The 15,053-nt window shown below is 66.9% G+C and carries 10 protein-coding genes; 5 read left to right on the forward strand and 5 right to left on the reverse strand.

Annotated features, from left to right (window positions below):
- The first annotated feature begins 148 nt into the window (after nt 1-148).
- Nucleotides 149-1,090, forward strand: coding sequence for an RluA family pseudouridine synthase (locus tag G7B67_RS02085; protein ID WP_166207065.1), 942 nt, complete (start codon nt 149-151; stop codon nt 1,088-1,090).
- Nucleotides 1,091-1,173: 83 nt separating this feature from the next.
- Here the strand turns inward: G7B67_RS02085 and G7B67_RS02090 are convergent, their stop codons facing one another.
- Complete coding sequence (locus tag G7B67_RS02090) at nt 1,174-5,577, reverse strand: bifunctional diguanylate cyclase/phosphodiesterase (protein ID WP_166207068.1); 4,404 nt, start codon at nt 5,575-5,577, stop codon at nt 1,174-1,176.
- 260 nt (nt 5,578-5,837) lie between these two features.
- Nucleotides 5,838-6,179: a 4a-hydroxytetrahydrobiopterin dehydratase gene (locus G7B67_RS02095; protein ID WP_166207071.1), complete on the reverse strand. Its 342-nt coding sequence runs from the start codon at nt 6,177-6,179 to the stop codon at nt 5,838-5,840.
- Between the two features lie 101 nt (nt 6,180-6,280).
- Here G7B67_RS02095 and G7B67_RS02100 point away from each other — a divergent pair, with 101 nt between their 5' ends.
- The gene (locus tag G7B67_RS02100) at nt 6,281-6,874 is read left to right on the forward strand and encodes an NfuA family Fe-S biogenesis protein (protein WP_166207074.1); all 594 of its coding nucleotides are present in this window, start codon (nt 6,281-6,283) and stop codon (nt 6,872-6,874) included.
- Between the two features lie 28 nt (nt 6,875-6,902).
- The gene (locus G7B67_RS02105) at nt 6,903-8,588 is read left to right on the forward strand and encodes a hypothetical protein (RefSeq protein WP_166207077.1); all 1,686 of its coding nucleotides are present in this window, start codon (nt 6,903-6,905) and stop codon (nt 8,586-8,588) included.
- 57 nt (nt 8,589-8,645) lie between these two features.
- Here G7B67_RS02105 and G7B67_RS02110 read toward each other — a convergent pair whose 3' ends face one another.
- From G7B67_RS02110 to G7B67_RS02120, 3 genes are all read right to left on the reverse strand, one after another.
- Nucleotides 8,646-9,092, reverse strand: a complete 447-nt coding sequence (locus G7B67_RS02110; protein ID WP_166207080.1) for a hypothetical protein — start codon at nt 9,090-9,092, stop codon at nt 8,646-8,648.
- Between the two features lie 140 nt (nt 9,093-9,232).
- Nucleotides 9,233-9,673 (reverse strand): c-type cytochrome, encoded by a 441-nt coding sequence (locus G7B67_RS02115; protein WP_166207083.1) that lies wholly within the window; start codon nt 9,671-9,673, stop codon nt 9,233-9,235.
- Nucleotides 9,674-9,684: 11 nt separating this feature from the next.
- A complete protein-coding gene (locus tag G7B67_RS02120) occupies nt 9,685-10,065 on the reverse strand; it encodes a c-type cytochrome (protein WP_425482402.1) in 381 nt (126 codons plus the stop codon).
- A 297-nt stretch (nt 10,066-10,362) separates the two neighbouring features.
- Here G7B67_RS02120 and G7B67_RS02125 point away from each other — a divergent pair, with 297 nt between their 5' ends.
- Complete coding sequence (locus G7B67_RS02125; protein ID WP_166207089.1) at nt 10,363-11,529, forward strand: efflux RND transporter periplasmic adaptor subunit; 1,167 nt, start codon at nt 10,363-10,365, stop codon at nt 11,527-11,529.
- Nucleotides 11,530-11,614: 85 nt separating this feature from the next.
- Nucleotides 11,615-15,040, forward strand: a complete 3,426-nt coding sequence (locus G7B67_RS02130; RefSeq protein ID WP_166207693.1) for an efflux RND transporter permease subunit — start codon at nt 11,615-11,617, stop codon at nt 15,038-15,040.
- Nucleotides 15,041-15,053 lie beyond the last annotated feature (13 nt).

The raw sequence follows: 15,053 nt of genomic DNA on the forward strand, positions 1-15,053 counted from the left end.
CGGCCCGCTCATCCTGAGCCCGTCGAAGGACTCCCTGCGAAATCAAACCCTTACCTCGCCCGGCGAGTGTAGCAGATCAGGCTCCCGGATGACCCATTCAGACCCCGACCGTCCACCGCAGGCCCCGTCCTCACCGCCCGCCTCCCACATGGGTGCCCGGACGGTGACGATCGCCGAAGATCGCGACGGCCAGCGCATCGACAATTTCCTGCTCGGCTACCTCAAGGGGGCCCCCCGCAGCCTGGTCTACAAGCTGCTGCGCTCCGGCCAGGTGCGCCTCAATGGCGGCCGGGTCAAGGCCGAACGCAAGCTCGAAGCCGGCGACCAGGTGCGGATCCCGCCGGTCCGGCTGGAGGAGGCGGCTGACCGCGGCACCCCGGCGCGGGGGCTGATGGAGGCGCTGGAAGCGAGCATCGTGTTCGAGGACGCGCGGCTGCTGGCCATCAACAAGCCGGCCGGGGTCGCCAGCCACGGCGGCAGCGGGATCGCCTTCGGCGCGATCGAGACCCTGCGCGCGCTGCGCCCGCGCGAGTCGCTGGAGCTGGTGCACCGGCTCGACCGCGACACGTCCGGCCTGCTCCTGATCGCCCGCAAGCGCTCGGCCCTGACCGAACTGCAGGCGCTCATGCGCGAGGACGGCGGACGCGCCGGCGGCATCCGCAAGCGCTACCTGGCGCTGCTGGCCGGCCGCATGCCCGACGGGGTGATGTCGGTCGATGCGTCGCTGCACGTTGGCCTGCGCCAGGGCGGGGAGCGCCATGTGCAGGTGAATCCTTCAGGCAAACGCTCGCTCAGCCATTTCAAGGTGCTGGAGCGGCGTGGCGGCCAGTCCTATTGCGAAGTGCGGATCGAAACCGGCCGCACCCACCAGATCCGGGTACACGCCCGCCACATCGGCCATCCGGTGGCCGGCGACGACAAGTACGGGGACGAGACCGCCAACAAGCGCCTGCGCGACCAGATGGGGCTCAGGCGGATGTTCCTGCACGCCTCGACGCTGGAGTTCGCGCTCGACGGTGGTGCATCGCCTTACCTGCTCAATGCGCCGCTGTCGCCGGAACTGGTGGACGTCCTCGATCGGCTTGCCTGAGCCCGACGCGATCGCGCAAGCGACCCAAGGGCCGTCCGGGCGCCTGCCTGTTGCGGCGACCCGGGTGCGCCCCGGAATGGCCGTCAGGCGGGTTCGCGTTGCTCCTGGGCCGCCCGGGTGCGGCCCTCCAGCAGTTCGGTCGCATCGCGCACCGTCAACGGCTCGTGCAGCAGGTAGCCCTGCAACCCGTCGCAACCCAGCCGTAGCAGCAGTTCGCGCTGTGCCGGGGTTTCCACCCCTTCGGCGACGACGCTCATGCCGAAGTTCCGCGCCAGCGCGATGATCGTGCGGATGATCGGTGCGTCTTCCTGGCCGGGAATGGATTTGGCGCCGATGTCGCGCACGAACGACTGGTCGATCTTGAGCGTGGTCACCGGCAGCTTGTGCAGGTAGCTCAACGAGGAATAGCCGGTACCGAAATCGTCGATGGCCACGCCGACGCCGAGGTTGCGAAGCTCGATCAGGTTGGCCGAAGTCTCGGATACGCCCTGCAGCAGCAGGCTTTCGGTGATCTCCAGTTCGAGGGCGTCCGGCGCCAGGCCGGTGTCGCGCAGGGCACGGCGCACGGTGTCGACCCAGTCGGCGCGCTTGAACTGCGCTGCCGAGACGTTGACCGCGATTCGGATGTCGCCGTGACCGGCATCGCGCCACAGCCGCGTCTGGGCGCAGGCTTCGCGTAGCGCCCATTCGCCCATCTGCACGATCAGGCCGCTGTCTTCGGCCAGTGGAATGAAGCGGCCCGGCGGCACCTGCCCCAGCACCGGGTGGTGCCAGCGCATCAACGCCTCGAAACCGCGGATATGCCCCTGTGCACCGCATTGCGGCTGGTAGTTGAGGCTCAGCTGTCCCAGGGCCAGCGCGTGGCGCAACTGGCTCTCCAGGTCCATGCGGTCCTTGGCGCGGGCATTCATCTCCGCCGCGAACCATTGGAAATTGTCGCGGCCGACATCCTTGGCGCGGTACATGGCGATGTCGGCGTTGACCATCAGTGTCTCGGCATCGGCGCCATCGGTGGGGAAGATGCTGATCCCCAGGGAAATGCTGGTGAACAATTCGCGCCCCTCGACCAGGAAAGGATCACGCATCGTTTCCAGCAGTTTGCGCGCCACGATCATCGCGTCCTTGGCGTCGGCCAGGTCGGTCAGCACGACGGTGAACTCGTCGCCGCCCAGGCGGGCGAGGGTGTCGCTCTGGCGGATGCATTCCGCGAGCCGGTTGCCGACCTGGCGCAGCAGCGCGTCACCGGAGGAATGGCCGAGCGTGTCGTTGATGTGCTTGAACCGGTCCAGGTCCATGTACAGCACGGCGACCTGGCGCCCGTTGCGCTGCGCCTGCGCCAGCGCCTGGGCAAGCCGGTCCTGGAACAACAGTCGGTTTGGAAGCCCGGTAAGACCGTCGTGCTGGGCCTGGTGCGAGAGTTTGTCGGTGAGGTCGTGATGTTCGATCGCCACCGCCGCCAGTTTCGCGGCCATGCCGAGCAGGTCCAGTGCACGCGGCGTCGGAGGCCCCGCTTGGTCGGGATAGAGCGCGAAGGCGCCCAGGACGCCGTCGTCGTTGGAGGGAATCGGCAGCGACCAGCACGCGCGCAGGTCGTATTCCGCGGCAAGGTCGCGATAGGCGTCCCAAGAGGGGTCGCGGGCGATGTCCTCGGTGATGGTCGGTAGGCCGGTATGGCAAGTCGTGCCGCAGGCGCCTGCGTTGGGCCCGGTCTTCAGCCCCTCGATGCGTTGCATGTAGCCGGCCGGCAGCCCCGGAGCGGCGCCGGTCTGCAGGTGCCCGTCCTTGAGCAGCAGGACCGAACAGCGGCTGTGCGCGATCTGCGTTTCCAGCATGCGGCAGATGTTGGCGAGGACCTCCGGCAGCGGCTGGTTCTGCGCCACCTGTTCGAGCACCACGCTGCGATCGTGTTCCAGCTGCTCCTCGAGCTTGCGTGCGGTGATGTCCAGGCAGGCGCCGGTCATGCCGATGGGCCTGCCGGTGGCATCCAGCAGGACCTCGCTCTGGTCGAAGATCGTGCGTACCTCGCCATCGGGCCGCACGATCCGCAATTCGAAACTCGGCGATTTCCGATCCTGGAGCGCCTGCGACACGATCCCGCGCACGCGCTCGCGGTCGTCGTCGTGAACGCGGGCAAGGAAATCCTCGAATCCGGGAACATGGTGTTCCGGGTCCACCCCATAGATCCGGCACAACTCGTCGGACCAGCTCAGGACCTGGGTCGCCAGGTCCCAATTCCAGCTTCCCAGGTGCGCCAGCCGTTGCGCTTCCTCCAGCCGGGATTCGCTCAGGTGCAGCGCCTCCTCGAAGCGCCGGCGCTCGCTGAAATCGACAAGCGTTCCCTGGATGATTTCAGGTGCGTCGAGTTCGTCGCGTACCAGGCTGACGTTTTCCATGCACCAGACTTCAGCGCCGTCGCGGCGTCGCAACCGGGTGAGGTAATTGCTCCGCGATCCGGTGGCGCGCAGGCTGTCCAGGTATTGCGCCCGATCCCCGGGATCGAAATAGAACGCATTGCTGTTGACCGGGAGGATTTCCGCGCGCGACTCGTAGCCCAGCATGCGTGCGAACGCATCGTTGCATTCGAGGATGCGGCCGTCCGGGAGCGAACGGAACACGCCCGCGAGGTTCTGCTCGAACAGCAGCCGGAACCGAGCCTCGGAAACCCGCAACGCGTCTTCCGATTGTCGTCGCACGATCGCCGTCGCGACCTGGCCCGAGACGAATTCGAGCAGCGTCTTGTGTTCCTCGGTGTAGCGCACGTCGCCCGAGTAGCTCTGCACCACCAGCGCGCCGATCGTGCCTGCCTGCGATTTCAGCGGCACGCCCAGCCAGTCGAGTGAATCGGTCCCGACGATGGTCGCCTTTTCGTAATCGCCGACCTGCGGCGTGTCCGGGGTGAACAGCAACGCCTGCCCGAGCCGGATAACGCGGCCGGCAAGGGTGCCGCTATCCAGCGCGCGCGGCGCCGGTGCCGCGTCGAATTCATCGACGTAGTAGGGAAAACTCAGCTCGTCGCGGCGCGCGTCGTAGAGAGCGACGAACAGGTTCCTCGCCGGCAGCAGCTGGCCGACGATCTCGTGGATGCGGCTGAACAGCTCCGGGAGCGTGGGCGCCAGTTGCGCGGCATCGGAAATCTGCCGCAACGCCACCTGGACCTGTTCGGCGCGCTTGCGCCCGCTCAGGTCGACCATCGCACCGATCATGCGCACGGCCCGGCCAAACTCGTCGTGCACGACGTGCCCGCGGTTGAGCACGTAGGCATAGCTGCCGTCGTGCCGGCGGAACCGGTATTCATGCGACCAGAAGGTGCGGCCCTCGGCGCGCAGGCGCTCAATGCCCGCCAGTACCTCCGCGACGTCGTCGGGATGGATGTTGTCCTGCCACCAGTCGACCGCACTGCGGACGTCGCCCGGGCGATAGCCGAACAGGGTGTGGATCGCGTCGTTCCAGCTCAGTGCCCCCGTGACCAGGTCCCAATCCCAGATCGCGTCGTTGGTCGCACGCTGGACCAGCCGGTAGAGCTCGTTCTGGCGACGGATGGTTTCCTCGGCGTCGACGCGTTCGGTGACGTCGTGGCTGATGAAACACAGCCGTGGATTGCCTTGCGGCGTTCGCCCGATCAGCGAGACCACGACCGAGAGGCAGGTGCGCCGTCCGAGCCAGTCGCCAGCGAGGTCGAAGCGCACCGGTTGGCCCGTCGCCTCGGCCTCGCGATATTTCGCCAGCCAGATCGCATGTTCTTCTTCGCCCATTCCCGCCTGGCGCGCGGTAAGCAATGAGACTTCTTCGGCACTGCGATGGTAGCGACGTGCGGTGGCTTCGTTGACTGAAACGGCGATGATCTCGCCGTCAGGCGTGAGCTCCGCCACGCCCATCATCATCGGCGAGCCGTTGTAGAACGCGCGCAACGTCGTTTCGCGTTCCTCCAGCACCTGGTCCATGCGCCGGTAGTCCAGCGCGAACGAGATGTCGTCGGCGGCCTTCGACAGCAGCTCGATTTCAGCCGGACCGAAGAAGCCGCGTTCGGAGGAATAGCTGGCGAGTGCGCCGCAGACTTCGCCGGCCATGCGGATCGGGAAGGCGCCGATGGAATTGAAACCGCAACGCAGCGCGGCCGCATGCCAGGGGTGCAGGTGGGCAGCGGCGGTGAAGTCGTTGATGACCGATGGCACGCCATCGCGGATCGCGACGCCCACGGGACCGCGTCCCTCCGGCGTATCGTCATGGCGAACCGAGATGTCCGCCAGGTACTCGTCCGTATCGCCAAACTGGCCTGCGACGCTCACGATGGGCTGGTTGCCATCGCGCCAGCCGATCCAGGCCATCTTGAAGCCGCCGGAGACCACCAGCGCCTTGCAGACATCGCGGAACAGCCGCTCGCGATTGTCCACGCGCACGACGGCCTGGTTGATCTGGCCCAGGGCCGCATACAACTGGCTGATGCGGAGCGACTGCTCGGGCCCGCCGTCATTGGTGATCGCGCTCATGGCGACCTCGAGCATAGCCCGGCCGGGACGGGTTTGGTTGCGACCCGGACGGGGCTGCCAGCCGTTGATCGGGACGTGCGCGCCGCCCGGTAGCCAGGTCGACTCGATCGGTCGGGGGCGGACACCGCGTCCACCGTCGCCGCGGCCGTGGTTCCCACTGCCAGTCCGGGCAGGCTGCGATTGCCTCGGGTGCGCGCACGCAATGCCGGGCGGGGCGATGTCACGAGCCGATGGAGGGCTGCCGCGCCCGGCTCGGACGGTCACTCGACCAGTGCGTTGGTCCTGGCCGCGCAGATGAAATCGTTCTCGCTCAGGCCACCGACATCATGGGTGGAATAGCGCACGGCGCAGCGGTCGTAATGCACCCCCAGGTCGGGGTGGTGGTCCTCGCGATTGGCCATCCACGCCAGTGCGTTCACGAAGGCGATCGTCCGGTGGTAGTCGGGAAAATGGAATGTGCGCGCGAGGGCATGCCCGTCCTCCACCAGATCCCAGCCTGCGACCTCGGGGAGCAGTTCACGGATGCGGGCCTGGCTGAGCTGGTGCTCGCGGCCTTTGCGTGGCAGGCAATGCGCCTGCGCCAGCGGGATCAGGTCGTTCATGGTCGATGCTCCGGTCTGCGGATGAATGCCCGCCGCATCACGATCCGCATCCTGCGCATGGGTGCGGACGCGTGCGACGGCATGGCCGTTAGAATAGCCGGATGATCCAGATCTCCGAGTCGGCCCAGGCGCACTTCCGCAGGTTGATCGAGCGCGAGGACCTGCCCGGCATGGGTGTGCGGCTGGCCGCGGTCGAGCCGGGAACGCCTCGCGCGGATGTACGGCTCGAATTCGCCGAACCGGCGGACCTGCGCGGTGACGAGTGGGCGATCGATTGCGCGGGATTCACGTTGTGGGTCGACGCGGCCAGCGTTCCCTTCCTGGATGGCGCCGAGATCGACTTCGCCCAGCAGGCGACCGGGGGCCAGTTGCAGATCCGTGCGCCTGGCATCAAGGGCCATCCCCCTGCCGAATCGGCATCGTTGGTCGAGCGCGTGCGCTGGACCGTCGAGCATGAGGTCAACCCGCAACTGGCGCAGCACCGTGGCCATGTCGAAGTCCAGGAAGTGACCGGCGATGGCGTCGTGGTGCTGCGCTTCGGTGGCGGATGCCACGGCTGCGGCATGGCGGACGTGACCCTCAAGCAGGGGATCGAGAAAACCCTGCTGGGCAAGGTCCCCGGAGTCACGGCCGTCCGCGACGCCACCGACCACGACAGCGGCCAGGCGCCATACATGCCGCGCGACGCGGCCTGACCGCGCGGCCGAGTGGGGGCCGCACGGAATGTTTTCCGCCACGGACCTGATCGAAGCGCTGCGCAGGCGCGGACGCCGCTCCTTGCGGCCGGAGCTTCCCCCCGGCGAATTCCCGGAAGGCTGGGCCCGCTGGTTCCAGGCAATGGCCGAGCGCGCCGGACGCATCACTGGCGCCAGCGCCGACGCCGTCGTGGCGATCTTCCTGCAGCGCGAGCCGGCGTTGCCACCGCGCCACGCCGACGAACTCGATCGCTGGCGCGCCTTTGCCACGCTGTGGCGACAGCAATGGCAGGCCCCCGAGCTGGAGGAGCGCCGCGTTCGACTGCTGGCGCTGGCCCTCACCTTCGGAATCCACGTGCTGTTGCTGCTGGTGCTGTTGTGGCTGGCCTATGTGCACGTGTCGCTCATCCCGGCTACCGCGGGCGAGGACGTCGTGGAAGTCCAGTTCATCGGTGAAGGCACCCCGCAGGATGGCGGCGGTGGCGCGCCGACATCCCAGGCATCCTCGCCGCCGCCAACCGCAGCCGAAACGGTCGCGCGACGCGCGGCCTCGGCAAGGCCGGCGTCAACGAACCCGTCGAAGCGGCCCACTGCGGCTGCATCGGCGACGCCGGCCGCCATTCCCGCGCCCGCGGCCACGCCGGCTCCGCCGCAGCCGCCGGCACCGACCGCGGAACAACCCTTGCAGGTTACCCAGCGGACGACGCCGGAGGCCACGTTCGTGCTGCCGCCGCCGACGCCCCCGCAGGTGGAGATCACGCCCCGGCCCGTCGTGCCGCCCACCCTGCAGGCTCCATTGCAGGCGATCGAACTCGTCCAGGCACCGCCACCCGTTCGCCCGCTGGACGCCACGATTCCCCAACAGGGGATTGCCGTGCCGCGGCTTGAAACCGCGCCGGCGCAGATCGAGATCGTCGAACCCTTGCCCAGGCTCGAGCAATCCAGACCGGTCACGGTGCCGGCGGTCGTACCCCGCATCCGGCAGGCCGTGGCCGACGTGCCGCTACGGGAAGCCGACACCGCCCAGGCCGCGCCAACGGAAATCGCCAATGCGCCGGCGAGCACCAGCACGTCCCCGGCCATCGCCCAAACACCGACGCAGGGAACGCCGGCTCCCTCGCGGGCGCCTGGCAAGACGCCTGAGGGGGCGACCGCGGTGGCACCGCCTGGCACTCGACCAGCGACCGTTCCGGGCAGCGGTCCGGTGACGGCCACGCCGGGGGCCTGGCCCAGCCCGAAGCGCGGCGACGACTGGGGCGCCGCCGCCCGCAATCGTCCGGGCGGGACCCCGGGCGCGGGCCCGGGATTGTTCAACAGCGACGGTTCGCCGCGCCTGGGTGCCGGGACCGACTCCGCAGGCGATGGCTTCCCGCCAGGCAGCGATCACTGGACGCGCGACCAGCTCGACCGTGCCGGTTCCTGGCTCAAGCGCCCGCCCAACGACTACACGCCGACGCGATTCGACCAGTACTGGGTTCCCTCCGGCACGTTGCTGGAGGAGTGGGTCCGCAAGGGGATCCGCGAAATCGCCATTCCGATCCCCGGCACGAACAAGAAGATCCAGTGCGTGGTCTCGCTGCTGCAGTTCGGCGGTGCCTGCGGGGTCAGCGACCCCAACCTCAACGACCAGGAAGCGGCCGCGCGCCCGCCGCCGGACATTCCGTTCAAGCCCGACCTGCAGGAAGACCAGGACAGCCTGCGCGAACCCCGCTAATCGTTGGCGCAGATGCAAGAAAAGGGCCGTAGGCCCTTTTCCTGTTCGCGTTCGGAATTATCGATTATGGGGATTCAAAGTCGAATTGGCGTTGTTGATCATCTTGTCGATCGCCTTGCCCGCGTCTTCTACTTCACCGATTGGAACGAAAGACCTGGATTTCTTGTCATAAAGCGAAATGGTACATGTGCCATTCGCACAAAACTTGATTGCGCATGGTTCATTACCCGAAACGTCGCATTCGCCACTGGGTGGAAGTGGGCCTTGGTTGGTAACGATGCTTGCATGCTTGGTCGGATGCGGGTCTGGGTTTGGATAAGAGCCGACGATTGAGCACACGCGGTTTTCGCAAAGGTAGACCGTGCATACTTTTGAATCGCAAGTGGTGACTTTGCAGGAGGTATTGGAGCAATCGACAGGCGTCACTGCCTTTGCTGGTGGCGGTGCCACGGCGAACGCAAACCCCAGCAGCACAGCCATCATCGATACGAAAATCGATTTCATTGATCTCTCTCCCTGAGTCCATGCCGTCTCGGCTTCCCGATCCTACGGCTATTCAAGCGGGGGGGGCAATGATCAGATAAAAATCGTCCAGGAACGAAAAGGGGCCACCGGCCCCTTTTCATATCCCGATCCCCGACGAATCAATCCAGCCCGTGAAGGTCGCGCAGCTTCGTCGGTTGCGAGTGGAAGTACGCGGCGACGTTGGCGATCTGCTGGTCCGTGAGCTTCCTGGCCTGCGAGGCCATCAGTGGATTCTGGCGGTCGCCGTCGCGGTACATCTGCAGCGAGTGGGCGATGTAATCGTGGTACTGCCCACCGAGCTTCGGATAGGTCGGGTCGATCGGCGCATTGCCCGAGGGGCCATGGCAATCGACGCAGGCCTGGCCGGTTTCGAAGTTCTTGGTGGTCGCGATCTTCTCACCGGCTTCGACATTGCCCGGCGGCAATCCGGCCGAGGACGAGGAATGGCCTTCAGTGCGGTCGGTCGAGGAATGCCCGGCCGGGGTTTCGTCCGCCGGCGTGCAGGCGGCGAGCGCCAGGCTGGCGGCGAGCAGGGCGATGGCGAGTGGCGTCTTCGTCATGGGGTGTCTGCTCACTTCAGGCTGGAGATGAAGGCGGCGATGTCGGCGATGTCCTGCGCCGAGAAACTCGACGCCTGCGCCTGCATGGTCGGGTGCTTGCGCGTGCCTTGCTGGTACTCGGTCAGCGCGTTGACCAGGTATTGCTGCGACTGCCCGCCGATCATCGGCACGTGGTAGTTCGGATAGGCGTTCTTGTAGCCGGTGACACCGTGGCAACCCTGGCACGTGTAGGTGAGTTGCTTGCCGCGGGCCGCATCGCCGACGGGCGTGGAAGCGGCGGCGGGTGCCTGGGTGGCGGTCGCGGCGGTGGCGGTTTCGGAAGATGGCGCCGGCGTCTGCGCCAATGCGGTGGTGGCCAGGGTCAGGCACGAGGCAAGCAACAACGGTCGGATCATGGGGCGTTTTCCCGGTCGGAAGACGAAGAGGCCACGGATGGATTCCGAGATCGCAACCGCGCGATGTGAAAGCGCATCAGTATAGCGAGGCGGCGGTTTTTGCCCAATCGCCTGCCAGGATCGCGGGTTGGCATCGCCATCGAACCGAACGCGCGCGTGATGGTCCATCCATATCGGGCATGGACCATCGCCCTCCGAACCACATCCCACCGGTCCCACCATGACCTATGGCCGATTTGCCAAGGATGCGTGGGTGATATACCTATGTACAACACCAGACAACAGGTCGCCGCAATGCCCTCTTTCCCCCTTGCTTCCTCGAGCCATCCCCCCCGCAGCCGGGGTAGGCGACGCGGGTTTGCCCTGTTCCTGCTGGTCGCCCTGGCCGCCGTGGCGCTGCTTGCCGGCGGCTGCAAGCGCGGGGGGGAGGGGAGCGCAGATGCCAAGGAAGCAGCCAAGGGCCCGGCTGCCGTGCCGGTCGAAGTGGCCAAGGTCACCCGTCGCCCGATCGCCGCCAGCTACAGCGGCACCGCGCCGCTGGAGGCGAGCGGAGAGTCGCAGGTGGTCGCGAAGACCTCTGGCGTCGCCCTGGCGGTGATGGCCGAGGAAGGCCAGGTGGTGCGCGCGGGCCAGGTACTGGTGCGTCTGGACTCGGCACGCGCCGCCCTGCAGGCCGCGCAGTCCGCCACGCAGATGCGCAAGCTCGAAGCCAATTACGCCCGCTCGAGGCAACTGGCCGCGCAGAAGCTCATCAGCGCCAACGACATCGACCAGATCAAGTACGACCTGGAAAACGCGCGCGCCACCAATCGCCTCGCCAATCTCGAGTTGTCGTATGCGAACGTCGTGGCGCCGATTTCCGGCGTGATTGCGCAACGCTCGATCAAGCCGGGCAACTTCGTCCAGATCAATACGCCGATCTTCCGTATCGTCGATACGTCGAAGCTCGAAGCCACGCTCAACGTCCCGGAGCGCGAGGTGGAAACGCTCAAGGCCGGCCTTCCGGTGCAGTTGCAGGTGGATGCCTTGCCGGGCAAGACCTTCGACGGCACCGTCGATCGCGTCGCGCCGGTGGTCGATTCCGGCAGTGGCACGTTCCGCGTGATCTGCGCGTTCGCCGGCGGCGGCCTGCTGCAGCCGGGCATGTTCGGTCGCATGAAGATCGATTACGACCAGCGTGCGAACGCACTCGTCGTGCCGCGCATCGCGCTGCTGGACGACGAGAGCGATCCGGCGGTATTCGCGATCCGCGCCGGCAAGGCCGTGCGCGTGCCGATCAAGGTCGGCTATCTCGATGGCTCGTGGGCCGAGGTCCGCCAGGGCCTGCAACCAGGCGACCAGGTCGTCGTCGCCGGCAAGACCGCATTGCGCGACGGAAGCGTCGTGCAGATCCTCGGCGGCGAAGCCAGGCCGCAGGTGGCGAAGGCGAAAGCGAAAGCCACCCGGGCCGGCAAGCAGTAACCGGGGGCGCCAGGTGAGCCAGTCCCCGAACGCGTCGCGCTTCAGCGTCGTTGAATTCGCCACGCGCCGCCGCGTGACGATCGCGATGATGACGATCACCCTGGTCCTGTTCGGCGTTATTGCGCTGGGCAGCCTCAAGGTCAACCTGTTGCCGGACCTGAGCTATCCCACGCTCACGGTGCGCACCGAGTACACCGGCGCGGCGCCGACCGAAGTCGAGACGCTGATCAGCCAGCCGATCGAGGAAGCCGTCGGCGTCGTCAAGGGACTGCGCAAGTTGAAGTCGGTATCGCGCACCGGGCAGAGCGATGTCGTGCTCGAGTTCGCCTGGGGCACCGACATGGACCAGGCCAGCCTGGAGGTGCGCGACAAGATGGAAGTGGTGCAGTTGCCGCTGGAAGCCAAGGCGCCGGTGCTGCTGCGCTTCAACCCCTCGACCCAGCCGATCCTGCGCCTGGCATTGACGGCCAAGCAGGCGCCGGGCGCCAGCGATGCCGAGTCGTTGCGCGCGTTGGCGCAATTGCGCCGGTACGCCGACGATGACCTGAAGAAGAAGCTCGAACCCGTCGACGGTGTCGCGGCGGTCAAGGTGGGCGGTGGCCTGGAGGACGAGATCCAGGTCGACATCGACCAGCAGAAGCTTGCGCAGCTGAACCTGCCGATCGAAACGGTCATCGCCCGGCTGAAGGCGGAGAACATCAACGTGTCCGGCGGCCGGCTGGAGGAGGGCACCCAGCGCTACCTCGTGCGCACGGTGAACCAGTTCGCCAGCGTCGACGAAATCGCCAACATGCTGGTCACCACGCAATCCGCCGGTGGCGGCGCTGCGGCGTCGGCGGCCGAACAGATGGCGCGCGTTGCCGCCGCCACCGGTGATGCCAGCGCGATGGCCGCCGCCGCTTCGGTGCAAAGCGCATCGTCGTCGGGACAGGGCGCCATTGCCGGCGGCGTGCCGGTACGCCTGAAGGACATCGCCGATGTCCGCCAGGGCCACAAGGACCGCGAAGCGATCATCCGCCTTGGCGGGCGGGAAGCCGTCGAGCTCGCGATCTACAAGGAAGGCGATGCCAACACGGTGGCGACCGCCGACGCGATCCAGAAACGACTGGAGCGGATCAAGGACCAGATCCCGCCCGATGTGGAACTGACGACCATCGACGACCAGTCGACGTTCATCCGCAATGCCATCCATGACGTGAAGATGGATGCAGTTATCGGCGGCCTGCTTGCGATCCTGATCATCTTCCTGTTCCTGCGCGACGGCTGGAGCACGCTCGTCGTGGGGCTCTCGCTGCCGGTGTCGATCATCGCCACGTTCTTCTTCATGGGGCGCTTCGGCCTGAGCTTGAACGTGATGTCGCTGGGCGGCCTTGCGTTGGCGACCGGCCTGGTCGTCGACGACTCGATCGTGGTGCTGGAGTCCATCGCGAAGGCGCGCGATCGCGGCCTCGGGATCCTCGATGCGGCCGTCGCCGGCACCAGCGAAGTCAGCATGGCGGTCGTGGCCTCGACCCTGACGACGATCGCGGTGTTCCTGCCGTTGGTGTTCGTGCAGGGCATTGCCGGCCAGCTGTTCCGCGACCAGGCATTGACGGTCGCGCTGGCGATCGGGATTTCGCTGGTTGTCGCGATGACGTTGATCCCGATGCTCAGCTCACTGAAGGGGCGCCCGCCGCTGGCGTTTCCGGAGGAAGCCCCGCACCCGCGATGGAAGCCGACCTCGCCGTTGCATAAGCCGCTGGCTGCCGTCGAGCACGGGCTGGGCGCCGGCGCCCGTGGCGGTTTCTTCGGGATCGCCTGGTTGGTTGTGCGCCTGTGGCGCGGTCTCGTCGCCATCGTCGGGCCGGTCATGCGCAAGGCGAGCGACCTGGCGATGGCACCGTACGGTCGTGCCGAGAAGGGCTATCTCAAGCTGCTGCCCGCGGCACTCGAGCGCCGATGGCTGGTGCTCGGCGCGGCAGCGATCGCATTCGCGTTGACCCTGGCGGTGGTCCCGCTGCTGGGCTCGGACCTGATCCCGCAGTTGGCGCAGGACCGCTTCGAGATGACCGTGAAGCTACCCCCGGGGACGCCACTGCGCGACACCGATGCGGTGATCCGCGAACTGCAGGGCGCGCATGCCAAGGATGACGGCATCCGCGTGCTTTACGGCGTCAGCGGCACCGGCACGCGGCTGGACGCCAATCCGACCGAAAGCGGCGAGAACATCGGAAAGCTGACGGTGGTGATGGCCAATGGCGGCAGCAAGCAAGTCGAGAAGCAGGAGACCGAGCGCCTGCGCGCATCGATGCAACAGCATCCAGGTGCGCTGGTCGATTTCAGCCGCCCCGAGCTCTTCAGCTTTTCCACCCCGCTCGAGATCGAAATCACCGGCCAGGACCTCGGTGCGATCGAACATGCCGGACGACAGATGGCGGCGCTGCTGCGCGGCAACGCGCACTACGCCGATGTCAAGTCGACGGTCGAGCAGGGCTTTCCTGAGATACAGATCCGCTTCGACCAGGAGCGGGCGGCGGCGTTGGGCATGACCACACGCCAGATCGCCGACGTCGTGGTGAGCAAGGTGCGCGGCGACGTCGCCACCCAGTACAGCTTCCGCGACAGGAAGATCGACGTGCTGGTGCGTGCGCAGGAGTCTGATCGCGCTTCGGTCGACAGCATCCGCAACCTGATCGTAAACCCCGGCAACAGCCGGCCGGTGACTCTGGAATCAGTCGCGGATGTCGTTTCGACCACCGGGCCGAGCGAGATCCATCGGGCCGACCAGGTGCGGGTCGCGGTCGTGTCCGCAAACCTGCGTGACATCGACCTCGGCGGCGCGGTCGCTGAAGTCCGCGACATGGTCGCCTCGCACCCGCTGGGTCCGGACATCGGCATGCACATGGGTGGGCAGGGCGAGGAACTCTCTGATTCTGTCCGCTCGCTGCTGTTCGCCTTTGGCCTGGCGATCTTCCTGGTCTACCTGGTGATGGCATCGCAGTTCGAATCGCTGCTGCATCCCTTCGTCATCCTGTTCACCATACCGCTGGCGCTGGTGGGCGCGGTGCTCGCCTTGCTGCTCACCAACTCGACCGTGTCGGTGGTGGTGTTCATCGGCCTGATCCTGCTGGTGGGCCTTGTCGTGAAGAACGCGATCATCCTCATCGACAAGGTCAACCAGTTGCGCGAGGAGGGCATGCCCAAGCGCGAAGCGCTGGTGGAAGGCGCGCGGTCGCGGCTGCGGCCGATCGCGATGACGACGTTGTGCACGCTGTTCGGCTTCCTGCCGCTGGCGATCGCGACCGGCGAAGGCGCCGAGGTGCGCTCGCCGATGGCGATCACGGTAATCGGGGGCCTGCTGGTATCGACGCTGCTTACGCTGGTGGTGATCCCGGTGGTGTACGACCTGCTGGATGGACGCGCCGATGCGTATTACCGCGAGCGCGGCCGGCGCATGCGGCGCGACAGGTCCGAAGTCGCCGCCGGCATTGCCGGGGAGCAGGGTGAGTTGACCGAAGGCGGCCAGGCATGAGCGCCGCGGCAGC

Origin of the sequence: Cognatiluteimonas telluris, assembly GCF_011320095.1 — a bacterium.
GTDB lineage: Bacteria > Pseudomonadota > Gammaproteobacteria > Xanthomonadales > Xanthomonadaceae > Cognatiluteimonas > Cognatiluteimonas telluris.